This is a genomic window from Streptomyces sp. NPDC006372, assembly GCF_040612515.1.
Lineage (GTDB): Bacteria > Actinomycetota > Actinomycetes > Streptomycetales > Streptomycetaceae > Streptomyces.
The window spans coordinates 1-15,057 of the sequence record NZ_JBEXQJ010000024.1; the positions used below are offsets into that span (position 1 = coordinate 1).

Here is a 15,057-nt window from a genome sequence, read left to right on the forward strand (position 1 = left end):
CGGAAGCTAAGCCTTACAGCGCCGATGGTACTGCAGGGGGGACCCTGTGGGAGAGTAGGACGCCGCCGAACAATTATTGGGAAAACCCCCGCACCATTCGGTGCGGGGGTTTTCTGCGTTTCTGGGTCCCCTTTCGGGGGATCCCTTTTCGTCAGAGACGTCCCGCCGCCTTCAATGCCAAGTACGCGTCCGCCAGTGCCGGCGCCAGGTCGTCGGGGGTGGCGTCCACGACCGTGACGCCGTGACGGCGGAGTTGTTCTGCCGTGCGATGGCGTTCGGACTGGGCCTGGGCGGCCGCGGCTGCCTCGTAGACGGCGTCGACGTCTCCGCGTGCCGTGGCCATTTCCGTGATGTGCGGGTCGGCCACCGATGCCAGCAGGACCGTGTGGCGCTGGGTGAGCTGGGAGAGGACCGGGAGCAGGCCCTCTTCGATCGGGGCGGCGTCCAGCGTGCTGAGCAGGACGATCAGGGAGCGGCGGGCAGAGGTGCGCAGCGCAGTGGCCGTGAGGCCTCGGGCGTCCGTCTCGACGAGCTCGGGCTCCAGCGTGGCCATCGCGTTGACCAGGGACGCGAGCAGGTCACCCGCGGTGCGGCCCTGGACGAGGGCGCGGGTCTTGCGGTCGTAGGCGAGGAGGTCCACGCGGTCGCCGGCGCGGGAGGCGAGGGCCGCGAGGAGCAGGGCCGCGTCCATCGAGGCGTCGAGGCGGGGTGCGTCGCCCACGCGGCCTGCCGAGGTGCGGCCGGTGTCGAGGACCAGGAGGATGTGGCGGTCGCGTTCAGGGCGCCAGGTGCGTACGGCGACAGCGGACTGGCGGGCTGTGGCGCGCCAGTCGATCGAGCGGGTGTCGTCGCCGGGGACGTACTCGCGCAGGCTGTCGAATTCGGTGCCCTCGCCGCGGGTGAGCACGCTGGTGCGGCCGTCCAGTTCGCGCAGGCGGGCCAGTTTTGAGGGCAGGTGCTTGCGGCTGGTGAACGGGGGCAGGACGCGTACCGTCCAGGGGGCTTTGTGGGTGCCCTGGCGGGAGAAGAGGCCGAGGGGGCCGTACGAGCGGATGGTGACCCGGTCGGCCTGGCGGTCGCCACGGCGGGTGGGGCGTAGACGGGTCGTCAGCCGTCGGCGTTCGCCCGCGGGGACCGTGAGGCGGTGGCGGGAGGCTGTCGTCTCCGTGCCGGGCAGCCAGCTGCTGGGGGGCCAGGCGTCGCGGAGGTGGGCGCGCAGGGGACGGCGGGACGGATTGGTGACCGTGAGGGTCACGTCCGCCGTGTCGCCCAGGCGTACGGAGGTGTCGCCGGAGCGGGTCAGGCCCAGGCGTCGTACGGGGGCGGCGAGCGCGAAGTCGCACGCGCAGGCCACGGCCAAGGGGGCGTTGACCGCCAGGATGCCCGTCCAGCTGGGCTCCCAGATGCCGACGGGGAGGGAGCCCAGGGCCGCGAGGAGGGCGGCGCGTCCGGTGAGTGCCATCAGCGGGGGACGGGGACGTGGGCGAGGATCGCGTTGATGACGGAGTCGGCGGTCACGCCGTCCATTTCTGCCTCCGGGCGGAGCTGGACGCGGTGGCGGAGCGTGGGCAGGGCGAGTGCCTTCACGTCGTCGGGGATGACGTAGTCCCGGCCCGTCAGCCAGGCCCAGGCGCGGGCGGTGGCCAGGAGGGCCGTGGCGCCTCGGGGGGAGACGCCGAGGGTGAGGGACGGCGACTCGCGGGTGGCGCGGCAGATGTCGACTACGTAGGCGGTGATCTCGGGGGAGACGGTTGTCTCGGCGACCGCGGTGCGGGCGGCCTCCAGGTCGGCCGGGCCCGCCACGGGGCGTACGCCGGCGGCGTGGAGGTTGCGGGGGTCGAAGCCCTCGGCGTGGCGGGTGAGGACGTCGATCTCGTCCTGGCGCGAGGGGAGGGGGATCGTGAGTTTGAGGAGGAAGCGGTCGAGCTGGGCTTCGGGGAGGGGGTACGTGCCCTCGTACTCCACCGGGTTCTGCGTGGCCGCCACCAGGAACGGCTCGGGGAGGGGGCGGGGGGTGCCGTCGACGGTGACCTGGCGTTCCTCCATGGCTTCCAGGAGGGACGACTGGGTCTTGGGGGGCGTGCGGTTGATCTCGTCGGCGAGGAGGAGGTTGGTGAAGACCGGGCCGGGCTGGAAGGAGAACTCGGCGGACCGGGTGTCGTAGACCAGGGAGCCGGTGACGTCGCTGGGCATCAGGTCGGGGGTGAACTGGACGCGTTTGGTGTCGAGTTCGAGGGCGGAGGCGAGGGCGCGGACCAGGAGGGTCTTGGCGACGCCGGGGACGCCTTCGAGGAGGACGTGGCCGCGGCAGAGCAGGGCGACGACGAGGCCGGTGACGGCGGGGTCCTGGCCGACCACGGCCTTGGCGATCTCGGCGCGCAGGGCCTCCAGGGAGGCTCGGGCGGTGCCCGGTTCCCCGGTCTGCCCGGCGTTGTCAGTGGTCGGGTCCATCATGGACGGCGTACCTCTCTTTCGAGGGCGTCGAGTCGGTCGGCGAGTGCGATGAGTGCTGCGTCGTCGCTGGGCGGTGGTCCGAAGAGGAGGGTGTGCAGGTCCTGTCCGTCGCCGTGGAGGTGGGCGGACAGGGCGGGGAGCAGGGCCTCGGGCGTGTGCGCCTGGGTGACGGGGACGCCTGTGAGGGGGGCGAGGCGGGTGCGGGTGGTGGAGCGAAGAGCGCTTGCCGCGCGGTCGCGGGCGTCAGCCTTGCGGTAGAGGCGGGCGCGGCCTTCGGCGGTTTCGGAGGCGCGGATCGCGACGGGGAGTTTTTCGGGCACGAGGGGGCCGAGCCGGCGTGCGCGCCAGAGGGCGGCCAGGGCTGCGGCGATGAAGAGTTGCAGGGTGCCCCAGAGCCAGCCCGAGGGGAGCAGGTCGAAGAAGCTGCGTTCGTCGTCGGGTGCGGTGGCCGACGTGTCGGAGAGCGAGGGGAGGTACCAGACCAGATGGGGGCGGGAGCCGAGGAGCTGGAGGGCGAGCGAGGCGTTGCCCTGCTTGTCGAGGCGGTCGTTGAGGAGGATGTCGGGTGCGCCGAGGAGGACGGTGTCGCCGTTCCCGGTCGGGTCCGGGACGCGCAGCAGGGTGGCCAGGCGCTCGCTGGGGTAGCAGGCGTCGGCGTCGAGGTGGGTGGTGGTGTAGCGGACGCCGCCCGTGTCGGCGGTGCCTGCGCGCCGGGCGGCGGGCAGGTCGCATTCGGGGGAGAGCGTCGAGTCGAGGCTGGTGGCGGGGTCGGCGGTGACGCCGGGGGCGAGCCGTTCCACGGAGGCGCTGCCGGAGGCGACCAGGACGGTACGGGCGCCGGAGTCGGTGAACGCGTGGTGCAGGCGAGACTGTTGAGCCCGTGTCAGCAGGTCGGGGACGGCGACCAGGAGGGTGGTGTCCGGGCCGGCCGCGGTGGCCGCCTCGTCCAGGGTGGTGACCACGCGTGTGTCCACGCCCCGGTCGGCGAGGAGTTCGGCGACGGCGCGGCTGCCGCCGGGGTCGGCGGAGCGCGGGTCGAGTTCGCCGTGCCGGGCGTCGGAGCGGATCACGGCGATCGCGATGGCTCCGGCGAGGAGTACCACGAGGGCGAGTGCGATGCCGCGCGTGCGGGTCCACAGGTGGCGGGCGGTGGGCGAGGCCGAGGTGGACGGGTGGGTGGCCTCGGTGGTCATTCGGCGGCTCCCTGGCGGGTGTGGGGGGCCGTGCTGGGGGCGCTGGTGGCGAGCTGGGGTTTGGTGCGTTCCAGGTCGCGGTCGAGTTCGGCGATGCGGTGGTACGACTGCTCGGTCGCCGAGCGGCCGCCGTACGTCACGTCGTCGAAGTCGCGGGCGGCGGCGCGCAGTCGGTCGGTGTGGGCGGGCAGGGCCCGGCCGGCTTCGGCGGCGGCCTCGTCGGCGGTGCGGCCGGGGCGGACGTCGAGGAGGGCGCGTTCCTCGAGGGCGCGGACGAGGGCCCGCATGCGTTCCTGGACGGCCTGGTTCCAGTGGCCCTGGGCGGCGTGTGCCTCGGCGGCGGACCGGTGGTCGGCGGCGCTGCGGGGGCGGTCGTCGAACAGGGTGGCGGACGAGGTGGGTTGGCGGCGCGGGGTGCCGAGGCGCCACCACAGTGCGGCCACGAGTGCGACGACGGTCAGGATGATGACGACCAGACCGAGTGTGCCGCCGGGCGTCGCGGTCGAGGCGGCGTTGAGGAGCTTGCCCAGCCAGTCCCAGAAGGCGTCGAGGGCGCGTTGGAAGAGGCTGGGGTCGTTCTCGTGGTACATCCGCTTGGACAGTTCGCGCCGGGCCGCTTCGCGCGCTGGGTCGCGCGGGGTGGTGAGCGGTGGCTCGTCTGTGGAGCCTGCCGACAACAGCGACGGCAGTGCGGTGGTGTCGCCGGAGCTCAGCAGTGTCCGTATCGCGGTGCGTGGCAGCACCGTTGTGAGAGGTTCCCCCGCCCAGCTCACCCCATCAGCTCCCCGGGGTCGCGCCGGGGGCGGTGGAGCCGTGGCCCTGGACACCGGCGGCGCGGGCCAGTTCGAGGTCGAGGGCCTCGCGGCGGATGCGCTGGTCGATGTAGAGGAGCACGGTGACGCCCGCCGTGATCGGGAACGTGATCATGGAGCCGATCACCGAGCCGATGCCGCTGACGACGAGGAACGTCCAGCCGACGCTGGCGCCGCCGTTGAGCCAGCCGGTGATGCCGTCGCCGCCGAGGGCCGCGGCGAGGAAGGTGAAGGGGATGACGATGATCGAGGCGACGACGTTCGCGATGGTCGTGGCGAGCAGCTGGATGCCGAAGATCCGCCACCAGGTGCCCTGAACGAGCTTCGCGGAGCGGCTCATGGCCTTCTTGACGCCCTGCTTCTCCAGCATCAGGGCGGGCGAGGCCAGGGAGAAGCGGATCATCAGCCAGAGGGCGACGATGCCGGCGCCGATGATGCCCAGCACGGTGAGGGCGACGCCCGCGCCGGTGCTCCCGGAGAGGGAGAGGAGGATGCCGGGCAGGGTGCCCACGGTGACGATGCCGGCGGTGATGAGCAGCAGCAGGCAGATGAGGCCGAACAGTTTGACGACCTGAGGGCGGGCGTCCCGCCAGGCCTCGCCGATCGTCACCGACCTGCCGAGTACGGCGCGGCTGGTGACAGTGGTGAGCAGGGCGGTCGCGATGACCGTGCCGACCAGGGAGATGACGAAGACGACGGTGGAGTTGAGCATGGCGTCGCCCATGGCGCGGCTCAGCTCGTCGAAGCCGGCGTTGGGGTCGTTGAGCGCCTGGTTGCTGGTGTCGTCCAGGACGAGGCCCTGGAACAGCACGACGATGACCTCGGTGAGGACTGCGACGGTCAGGGAGATGCCCAGGACCGTGCGCCAGTAGGTGCGCATGGTGGAGACGGCGCCGTCGAGGATCTCGCCCACGCCGAGCGGGCGGAGGGGGATCACGCCGGGTTTGGCTGCGGGCGGGGGGCCGCCCCAGCCGTTGCCCCAGCCGCCGTAGCCTCCGGGGCCGCCGTAGCCGCCGTGGCCCCCGGGGGGCTGGGTGCCCCAGCCCGGGCCGGGTGGCGGGGGCGGGGGCGCCTGGCCGGGACCGGCCGGGGCGCTCGGGGCGGACCACTGGGCTGGTGGCGGCTGTTCCTTGGACCACTGCGGGCCGGCGCCCTGTGGGGCCTCGCCCGGCCGGCTCGGCTGGTCGGCGGATGGTACGGGGCCGGGGCGGTCGGCGGACTCGGCAGGGCCGGACGCGTCGGGCTTCTGTCCGTCGGACGGTGCGGATCCGGGCGAGGCCCAGCCCGGAGTGTCGTTCATCGTCGCTCCTTCACGGTGCCCGTCCGCGGACGCGGCGGCAGGTTGGCAGCCATCGTGCCATGGGGTGGTCTTCGAGTGACCGGCGGCGGTATGGGCTGCGTACCTTCAATTGTCCGCTCGAGAAGGGGCAGACTGACCGTATGGCTGATCAGTACGCGTACAGCGGCGATGACAAACGGCCGACGGGGCTCCCGGTGATCCGTTGGGAAGAGCCGCCGGAAGGTCCGGTTCTGGTCCTGCTGGACCAGACGAGGCTGCCTGCCCAGGAGGTCGAACTGGTCTGTACGGACGCGTCCGCGCTCGTGGAGGCGATCCGTTCGCTCGCCGTGCGCGGGGCGCCCCTGCTCGGTATCGCGGGGGCGTACGGCGTCGCGCTCGCCGCCGTGCGGGGCTTCGACGTGGAGGAGGCCGCGGCCGCACTCGCGAGCGCCCGGCCGACCGCGGTGAACCTGGCCGTCGGTGTGCGCCGGGCGCAGGCGGCCCACGAGGCCGCGCTCGCCGAGGACGGTGACGTCCGGCAGGCGGCCGCGGCGGCGCTGGCGGCGGCGCGGCAGCTGCATCGGGAGGACGCCGAGGCCAGTGCGCGGATGGCCGAGCACGGGGTGGCGCTGCTGGAGGAGCTGGTGCCCGGGGGCGGGCATCGGCTGCTCACCCACTGCAACACCGGTTCGCTGGTGTCGGGCGGGGAGGGTACGGCGTTCGCGGTGGCGCTCGCGGCGCACCGTGCGGGCAGGCTGCGGCGTCTGTGGGTGGACGAGACGCGGCCGCTGCTGCAGGGTGCGCGCCTGACGGCGTACGAGGCGGCGCGCAGCGGGATGGCCTACACGCTCCTCACGGACAACGCTGCCGGGTCGCTGTTCGCCGCCGGTGAGGTGGACGCGGTGCTGATCGGAGCGGACCGCATCACGGCGGACGGTTCGGTGGCGAACAAGGTCGGAAGCTATCCGCTGGCGGTGCTCGCGCGGTATCACCATGTGCCGTTCATCGTGGTGGCGCCGGTGACGACGGTGGATCTGGACACACCGGACGGGGCGTCCATCGAGGTCGAGCAGCGCGCGGGGCACGAGGTGACCGAGCTGGTGGCGCCGCAGGTGCCGGTGGCCGGGGCGGAAGCGGGTGGTGGGATTCCGGTGGCGCCGCTGGGGACCCAGGCGTACAACCCGGCGTTCGATGTGACCCCGCCGGAGCTGGTGACGGCGATCGTGACCGAGGAGGGTGTGGTTTCTCCGGTGACGGCCGAGGCGCTCGCGGAGGTGTGTGCCCGTTCGCCCCGGGTGGCGGCGGGCTGAGCTGTGGGCTGAGCGGTGGGGCTGCCGGAGCGCTGAGGGGAGCGGCAGGGTTTCGCCCTCCCCGCGCTTCGGCGCCCCGCGTAGTCGGCGTCTCGAGATCAACAGTGGGCGGACGAGGGCAGACAGTCGCGCTTGCTGCGACTATGGTCACTGGCGGTGACCTACCTCACCACTGCCTTCGCCACTGTTATGAGAATGGGATGATGTCGTTTATGAAGGGACGAGTCCTTGTCGTCGACGACGACACCGCACTGGCCGAGATGCTCGGCATTGTGCTGCGTGGTGAGGGTTTCGAGCCGTCTTTCGTGGCCGACGGCGACAAGGCGCTGGCCGCCTTCCGCGAGTCCAAGCCCGATCTGGTGCTGCTCGACCTGATGCTGCCCGGCCGGGACGGCATCGAGGTGTGCCGTCTGATCAGGGCGGAGTCCGGGGTGCCGATCGTGATGCTCACGGCGAAGAGCGACACGGTCGATGTCGTCGTGGGCCTGGAGTCGGGTGCCGACGACTACATCGTGAAGCCGTTCAAGCCGAAGGAACTGGTGGCCCGGATCCGGGCCAGGCTCCGGAGGTCGGAGGAGCCCGCTCCGGAGCAGCTCGCCATCGGTGACCTGGTCATCGACGTGGCGGGGCACTCCGTGAAGCGGGACGGGCAGTCGATCGCGCTGACGCCGCTGGAGTTCGACCTGCTGGTCGCGCTGGCGCGCAAGCCGTGGCAGGTGTTCACGCGCGAGGTGCTGCTGGAGCAGGTGTGGGGCTACCGGCACGCGGCGGACACGCGTCTGGTCAACGTGCATGTGCAGCGGCTGCGCTCCAAGGTCGAGAAGGACCCGGAGAAGCCGGAGATCGTGGTGACCGTCCGCGGCGTCGGATACAAGGCAGGGCCGAGCTGAGATGTCCGGCGACAGTGCCGCTTCGGCGCCCGGCCGGTCCGGGGCCCGCCCGGGGCGGCCTGTCGGGCGGAGGAGGACCGGCTCCCGCTGGGGACGGTTCCTGGAGAGCGGGCTGCTGCTCCAGGGCGGGGTCCAGGGCAGCCCGGTCATCCGGCTGTTCATGCGGTGGGTGCGCCGGCCGTTGCTGCCCGTCATGCGGCTGTGGCGGCGCAACATCCAGCTCAAGGTCGTGGCCACCACCCTGCTGATGTCGCTGGGCGTGGTCCTGCTGCTGGGCTTCGTCGTCATCGGGCAGGTCCGCAACGGGCTGCTGGACGCCAAGGTGAAGGCGTCCCAGAGTCAGGCCACCGGCGGGTTCGCGGTGGCCAAACAGCGGGCCGACGAGGCGGCGAGCGGCACCGGTGACGACGTCGCCACGGCGGACGGGCGTCCCGCGCAGAACGTGACCGAGTGGATGAGCGACCTTGTCTCGTCGCTGTCCAGTGGCGGCCAGGGCGCCTTCGACGTGGTGACGCTCCCGGCGTCCGACTCGGACGGCCCCGGCGGCCGCGGGCAGCGTGCCTCCGGCGAGGTGGACTGGAGCACGAGCGTGCCCGTGGCGCTGCGCGAGCGGATCGGCAGCAGCACGACGGCCGCCCAGATCTACACGCGCATCACCTACAACAACGACGTCAAGGATTCCCAGCCGGGCCTGGTCATCGGCAAGCAGGTCAACGACCCGAACGGGGACCCGTACCAGCTCTACTACCTCTTCCCGCTGACCCAGGAGGAGAAGTCGCTGAGCCTGGTCAAGGGGACGCTCGCGACGGCCGGGCTGTTCGTCGTCGTGCTGCTCGGGGCCATCGCCTGGCTCGTGGTGCGCCAGGTCGTGACGCCGGTGCGGATGGCGGCGGGGATCGCGGAGCGGCTGTCCGCCGGGCGGCTGCAGGAACGTATGAAGGTCACCGGCGAGGACGACATCGCGCGGCTCGGCGAGGCCTTCAACAAGATGGCCCAGAACCTCCAGCTCAAGATCAGCCAGCTGGAGGACCTGTCGCGGATGCAGCGCCGGTTCGTGTCGGACGTGTCGCACGAGCTGCGTACGCCGCTGACGACCGTGCGGATGGCCGCGGACGTCATCCACGAGGCGCGCGAGGACTTCGACCCGGTGACCGCGCGGTCGGCGGAGCTGCTCACCGACCAGCTGGACCGGTTCGAGTCGCTGCTCGCGGATCTGCTGGAGATCAGCCGGTTCGACGCGGGTGCGGCAGCGCTGGAGGCGGAGCCGATAGACCTCAGGGAGGTCGTGTGGCGTGTGGTCAGCGGGGCGGAGCCGCTCGCGGAGCGCAAGGGCACGCGGATCCGGGTCCTCGGCGACCAGCAGCCCGTCGTCGCCGAGGCCGACGCCCGGCGCGTGGAGCGTGTGCTGCGCAACCTCGTCGTCAACGCCGTCGAGCACGGTGATGGCAGGGACGTCGTCGTCAAGCTGGCCGCGGCCGGTGGTGCGGTCGCCGTCGCGGTGCGGGACTACGGAGTCGGGCTCAAGCCGGGTGAGGCGACCCGCGTGTTCAGCCGCTTCTGGCGGGCCGACCCGGCACGCGCCCGTACCACGGGCGGCACGGGCCTGGGGCTGTCCATCGCCCTGGAGGACGCGCGGCTGCACGGCGGCTGGCTCCAGGCGTGGGGTGAGCCGGGCGGTGGTTCGCAGTTCCGGCTGACGCTGCCCAGGACCGCGGACGAGCCGCTGCGGGGCTCCCCGATACCGCTGGAGCCCAAGGACTCGCGGCGGAACCGGGGGCTCGACGACGCCGGTCTTCCGTGCGGCGCCGGGGACGGCGAGAAGCGGGCGACCGTGCCGGCGCAGTCGGCGAGCGGGCCGGTGCCCTCGGGGCCCGCCCGGGACCCGATACCCCCGCGGGCGGCCACCGCGCCGCCCACGGCCGATCCGACGGCGCTGCCCGGCAACGGCGCGCGTGTGGTGCCCCGGCCCGCCTCGGGCACGGGTGCGCGACGCGCGGACGAACCGGGGGCGCTGGAGCCGTCGGCGCGCGACGAGCGTGCGGATGATGCGGCGGGCCCGGACGGCGACGGTGCGGGCGGTGGTCCGGAAGGCTCGGCCGGTAACGGTGTGGTGAGCGGTCCGTCGGGCGTCGAGGGCAACGGTGCGGTGGGCGGTCAGGAGGGCTCCGCCGGTAACCGTGCGGTGGGCGGTCAGACAGGAGGCCCGGGATCCGTGCCGGATCAGGGCGTGGGCGGACCGCGGGGTGCGGACAGGGACGACGGAGCCGCAGGTTCGGGCCGGGAAACCGAGCCGGGGGACGCGGACAGGCAAGGGGAGGCATCTCGTGGGCGCTGACCGCGAGGGGCGCGGCCGGCGTATGCCCGCGCGTGTCATGGTGTACGCCGCCGGTGGCGTCCTGCTGCTGGCGGGGTGTGCCTCGATGCCGGACAGCGGGGATCTGCGGGGCGTGGAGTCCACCCCGCGCCAGGACACCCAGGTGCGGGTGTTCGCCGTGCCGCCGGGTGAGGACGCGCCGCCGTCGGAGATCGTGCAGGGCTTCCTGGAGGCGCTCACCAGCGACGATCCGCACTACAAGACGGCGCGTCAGTATCTGACCGGCGAGGCGGCGAAGACCTGGCGGCCGGAGGTGTCCACGACGGTGCTGACGGACGGGCCGGGCGCCAAGGCCGAAGGCCCGGGCGGCCTGGAGGACACCGGCGAGATCACGTACCGGCTGACCGGCGCCAAGGTGGCCACCGTCGATGCGCAGCAGTCGTACGCGCCGGCGACCGGTGCGTACGGCAGGACCGTGCACCTGACGCAGGACGAGAAGACCGAGCAGTGGCGGATCGACGCGCTGCCGCAGGGCGTCGTCATGGGCGAGTCGGACTTCCAGCGCAACTACATGTCCGTCAACAAGTACTACTTCGCTTCGAACACGGTGGAGGCCGGGGACTCGCAGCCCACCGCGGTCGCCGACCCCGTCTACGTCCGCCGGCGGGTGGAACCCATGACGCAGACGGTGCGCTCCCTGCTGACCGGGCCGACGCGGTGGCTCGGGCCGGTGGTCAGGTCGAGCTTCCCGACCGGTACGGCGCTGGCGAAGGGTGCCGGCGTGCTCACGCCCGACGACCGGAACAAGCTGACGGTCCCGCTCAACGACAAGGCCGCGGGCATCGGCACCAACCGGTGCGAGGAGATGGCGGCCCAGTTGCTCTTCACGCTGCAGAACCTCAGCCCCGCGGTGGAGGAGGTCGAGCTGCGGGCCGACGGGGCGGAGCTGTGCTCGCTCACACAGGAGACGGCCGACGCCGCGGCCTTCCGCAGCTCGGTGCGCCGCCCCGACTACCTGTACTTCGTCGACGCCAAGGACCGGCTGGTACGGATCCCCGCGGGCAGCAGCGACCCCGAGCCGGACCAGGCGCCGGGGGCGCTCGGTGAGGGCGACACGGCTCTGCGGTCGGTGGCGGTGTCGCGCGACGAGCACACCGCGGCCGGTGTCGGTCTCGACGGCAAGTCGCTGTACGTGGGATCGCTGGTCTCGGGCGGTTCGCTGGGCGAGCCGGTGCTGCGCAGCCAGGGCCGCACCGAGCAGGACCGGCTGACGACGCCCAGCTGGGACGCGCACGACGGCCTGTGGGTCGCCGACCGTGACCCGGACCATCCCCGGCTGCTCCTGTTCGAGGACGGCAAGGGCGATCCGCTGGAGGTGCGCACACCGCACCTGGACGGGCGGATCCAGGCTGTGCGGGTGGCCGCCGACGGAGTGCGGATCGCGCTCGTCGTGGAGAAGGGCGGCAAGAAGACCCTGCTCATCGGGCTGATCGAGCGGGAGGGGAAGCCGGGCAAGCAGGCCGTCAGGGTGGTGGAACTGCGCTCCGCGACACCTGAGTTGGAGGAGGTCACCGCCATGTCGTGGGCCGGGGACAGCCGGCTCGTGGTCGTCGGGCGCGAGCACGGCGGCGTGGAGCAGATGCGGTACGTCTCGGTCGACGGCTCCACGCCGGACGTGCCGGCGCCCGCGGCCCTGACCGGCGTGAAGGACGTCACCGCCGCCGAGGACGACCAGCTGCCGCTCGTGGCGTATTCGGTGGACGGGATCGTCCGGCTGCCGTCGGGAGCGCAGTGGCAGAAGGTGACGGAGGGGACGGCGCCGATCTATCCCGGGTGAGGTGTCACGCCCCCGGGGCGGAGTTGTCCACAGACCGTTGTCCACAGGCCGTTGTCCACAGGCCGTTGTCCACAGGGGTGGCCGGGCGGGGTCGGTGTTGGCACAGTGGTGGCCATGCGGGGGTGGTGGCAGGACCTCACCGACCTGGTGCTGCCGACGGAGTGCGGGGGCTGCGGGCGGCCTCGTGCGGTGCTCTGCGCGAAGTGCCGCGCGGTGCTGAGCGGAGCCGCGGCGCGCCCGGTGCGGCCGCTGCCGGAGCCGCCCGGGCTGCCCGTGGTGCACGCGGCGGCTCGGTACGCGGACGAGGTGCGGGCGACGCTGCTGGCCCACAAGGAACGGGGCGCTCTGGCGCTCGCCGGTCCGCTCGGGGCGGCTCTGGCGGGAGCGGTGCGGGCGGGGCTTCAGAGCGCCTGGACCGGGGGCGAGGGTGCCTGGGCAGGTGGTGGCTGGGGTCCGGTGCTGCTCGTGCCCGTGCCGTCCGGGCGGCGGGCCGTGCGGGCCCGGGGACATGATCCCGCGCGGCGGATCGCGCTCGCGGCCGCGGGCGAGCTGCGGCGGAGCGGGACTCCGGCCCGGGTGCTCGGCGTGCTGCGGCAGCGGCGGGCCGTCGCCGACCAGGCGGAACTCAACTCCCGGCAGCGGCTGGACAATCTCGCGGGCGCGCTGGCGGTGGCGTCCGGTGGTGCCCGGCTCCTCTCCGAAGGGCCGGTCGTCCTCGTCGATGACGTGATGACCACGGGGGCGTCGCTGGCGGAGGCCGCGCGGGCCGTGCGGGCGGCGACGGGGCCGATTTCGAACGCTGCGGGAACTGGGGCCGTGTATGGGGGAGAGACGTGGGAAAGCAGAGAAGAACAGAACGTCGGACCGACGCGAGAGAGGACGGGTCGGCGACCCGGCCGGCCGGGAATGGCGGGCGCGGGTGGCGCCGGCCAAGACGTGGACGTGGTGTGTGCGGCCGTGGTCGCGGCACCACCGGACTCTTTTGAAATAAACCGGAACTGACCGAGATCTTGCGTCGTTGCAGGTAACGAGAGGGCTTATTCGCCTGAACGGAGGTACGCCGCAGTAGAGGGTGACGACATCCGTCCGGGCGAGATATGTTCGGTTGAGAGGGAAAGCCGCAGGCCACGCCTCTCAAATCCGAATGCCGTGCTGCGGGTTTTTCTTCATCACTCGCGACGGTGGAGTGGAGATCCCGCCCATGGGGGAGGAGGTGGAAGTCACCGAGTCCGAGGTTCCGGGACTCACCGGAACCTGGTGCAAAAAGGGAGACGCTCCGCAGCGAAGCGGAGCGATCCGGGAACGGAGTTCTGCGTGGACATCGTCGTCAAGGGCCGCAAGACCGAGGTGCCCGAGCGGTTCCGGAAGCACGTGGCCGAGAAGCTGAAGCTGGAGAAGATCCAGAAGCTCGATGGCAAGGTGATCAGCCTCGACGTCGAGGTGTCCAAGGAGCCGAACCCGCGACAGGCCGACCGCTGTGACCGAGTGGAGATCACGCTCCGCTCCCGCGGTCCGGTGATCCGGGCGGAGGCAGCGGCGAGCGATCCGTACGCGGCGCTCGACCTGGCGGCGGAAAAGCTGGAAGCCCGGCTGCGCAGGCAACACGACAAGCGGTTCTCGCGCCGTGGCTCGCGCCGGATCTCGGCCGCCGAGGTCGCCGACCACGTCCCGGGCGTGGCGACGCTCAACGGGAACGGCCTGGCGACGGCTCCCCCGGAGGAGGAGCCCGAAGCAGCCGTCCCCACGAAGAAGATCGGCTCTCTGGAGGTACAGGGTGACGGCCCCATCGTCGTCCGCGAGAAGACCCACGTCGCAGCACCCATGACCCTCGACCAGGCTCTCTACGAGATGGAGCTGGTCGGGCACGACTTCTACCTGTTCGTCGACTCCGAGACCAAGGAACCGAGTGTCGTCTACCGACGGCACGCCTATGACTACGGCGTGATTCACCTCAGGACGGACACGATGGTCACACAGGCGCACTCCCCGGACGCGGGCGGTGCGCTCGGCGGCTGACTGTGCCGGGTGACAGCGGAGAGGGTGCCCCTGGAGCGCGTGTGCGCCCCCAGGGGCACCCCCGTGGGACCACTTCGCGCCCCGCTCTGTCGCCCCGGCGCCGTCCAGGCATGAAATCATGGTGGCAACGACCCAACCGGTGGGTCGTTGCTCTGGGTTGGCGATGGCTCAGGACCACAGGCCACAGCCTTCAGGGGGAGGAACGATGGCGGACAGCTTCGGACCGATGCGTGACGGGGATGCCGACGACGGCGTCGTCGGCATGGGCCCGGACACGGGCTCTCCACGCAAGGAACCGATCAGAGTCCTTGTCGTGGACGACCACGCCCTGTTCCGCCGTGGTCTGGAGATCGTGCTCGCCGCCGAGGAGGACATCCAGGTCGTCGGCGAGGCCGGGGACGGCGCCGAGGCCGTCGAGAAGGCCGCCGACCTGCTGCCCGACATCGTCCTGATGGACGTGCGGATGCCCAAGCGCGGCGGGATCGAGGCCTGTACCTCCATCAAGGAGGTCGCCCCCAGCGCCAAGATCATCATGCTGACGATCAGCGACGAGGAAGCCGACCTCTACGACGCGATCAAGGCGGGCGCGACCGGCTATCTCCTCAAGGAGATCTCCACGGACGAGGTGGCCACCGCGATTCGCGCGGTCGCCGACGGGCAGTCGCAGATCAGCCCGTCCATGGCGTCGAAGCTGCTCACCGAGTTCAAGTCGATGATCCAGCGCACGGACGAGCGCCGGCTGGTGCCCGCCCCGCGCCTCACGGACCGCGAACTGGAAGTCCTCAAACTCGTCGCGACGGGCATGAACAACCGTGACATCGCCAAGGAGTTGTTCATCTCCGAGAACACCGTGAAGAACCACGTGCGCAACATCCTGGAGAAGCTCCAGCTGCACTCCAGGATGGAAGCGGTGGTGTACGCGATGCGGGAGAAGATCCTCGAGATCCGCTGA

12 protein-coding genes are annotated in these 15,057 nt (G+C 72.0%); 7 read left to right on the top strand and 5 right to left on the bottom strand.

The annotated features are described in order from the left end of the window. Window positions 1-151: 151 nt before the first annotated feature. Genes ABZ016_RS28830 through ABZ016_RS28850 form a run of 5 tightly spaced genes read right to left on the bottom strand, consistent with a single transcriptional unit; the run spans window position 152 to window position 5,759 of the window. Window positions 152-1,462, bottom strand: a complete 1,311-nt coding sequence (locus ABZ016_RS28830) for a DUF58 domain-containing protein (protein ID WP_356919614.1) — start codon at window positions 1,460-1,462, stop codon at window positions 152-154. Then, the gene (locus ABZ016_RS28835) at window positions 1,462-2,451 is read right to left on the bottom strand and encodes a MoxR family ATPase (protein ID WP_356919615.1); all 990 of its coding nucleotides are present in this window, start codon (window positions 2,449-2,451) and stop codon (window positions 1,462-1,464) included. The genes ABZ016_RS28830 and ABZ016_RS28835 overlap by 1 nt, the downstream gene beginning before the upstream one ends. Next, window positions 2,451-3,647, bottom strand: coding sequence for a DUF4350 domain-containing protein (locus tag ABZ016_RS28840; protein ID WP_356919616.1), 1,197 nt, complete (start codon window positions 3,645-3,647; stop codon window positions 2,451-2,453). Before ABZ016_RS28840 ends, ABZ016_RS28835 begins: the two co-directional genes overlap by 1 nt. Next, entirely contained in the window at window positions 3,644-4,387 is a 744-nt protein-coding gene (locus ABZ016_RS28845; protein ID WP_356919716.1) for a DUF4129 domain-containing protein, read from the bottom strand. Before ABZ016_RS28845 ends, ABZ016_RS28840 begins: the two co-directional genes overlap by 4 nt. A 37-nt stretch (window positions 4,388-4,424) precedes the next feature. Further along, window positions 4,425-5,759 carry a glycerophosphoryl diester phosphodiesterase membrane domain-containing protein gene (locus ABZ016_RS28850; RefSeq protein ID WP_356919617.1) on the bottom strand — a complete coding sequence of 445 codons (1,335 nt, stop codon included), beginning with the start codon at window positions 5,757-5,759 and terminating at the stop codon, window positions 4,425-4,427. A gap of 140 nt (window positions 5,760-5,899) precedes the next feature. Here ABZ016_RS28850 and mtnA point away from each other — a divergent pair, with 140 nt between their 5' ends. From mtnA to ABZ016_RS28885, 7 genes are all read left to right on the top strand, one after another. Next, a complete protein-coding gene (gene mtnA, locus ABZ016_RS28855; protein ID WP_356919618.1) occupies window positions 5,900-7,048 on the top strand; it encodes an S-methyl-5-thioribose-1-phosphate isomerase in 1,149 nt (382 codons plus the stop codon). A 200-nt stretch (window positions 7,049-7,248) separates the two neighbouring features. Beyond that, window positions 7,249-7,938 (top strand): two-component system response regulator MtrA, encoded by a 690-nt coding sequence (gene mtrA / locus ABZ016_RS28860; RefSeq protein WP_003990656.1) that lies wholly within the window; start codon window positions 7,249-7,251, stop codon window positions 7,936-7,938. Between the two features lies 1 nt (window position 7,939). Beyond that, window positions 7,940-10,273, top strand: coding sequence for an MtrAB system histidine kinase MtrB (gene mtrB / locus ABZ016_RS28865; protein ID WP_356919619.1), 2,334 nt, complete (start codon window positions 7,940-7,942; stop codon window positions 10,271-10,273). Next, on the top strand, window positions 10,263-12,089 hold the full coding sequence (locus ABZ016_RS28870) for an LpqB family beta-propeller domain-containing protein (protein ID WP_356919620.1): 1,827 nt from the start codon (window positions 10,263-10,265) through the stop codon (window positions 12,087-12,089). The genes mtrB and ABZ016_RS28870 overlap by 11 nt, the downstream gene beginning before the upstream one ends. A 114-nt stretch (window positions 12,090-12,203) precedes the next feature. After that, a complete protein-coding gene (locus ABZ016_RS28875) occupies window positions 12,204-13,091 on the top strand; it encodes a ComF family protein (protein WP_356919621.1) in 888 nt (295 codons plus the stop codon). A gap of 312 nt (window positions 13,092-13,403) precedes the next feature. Further along, the gene (gene raiA, locus ABZ016_RS28880; protein ID WP_356919622.1) at window positions 13,404-14,105 is read left to right on the top strand and encodes a ribosome-associated translation inhibitor RaiA; all 702 of its coding nucleotides are present in this window, start codon (window positions 13,404-13,406) and stop codon (window positions 14,103-14,105) included. A 205-nt stretch (window positions 14,106-14,310) separates the two neighbouring features. Continuing rightward, complete coding sequence (locus ABZ016_RS28885) at window positions 14,311-15,057, top strand: response regulator transcription factor (protein WP_356919623.1); 747 nt, start codon at window positions 14,311-14,313, stop codon at window positions 15,055-15,057.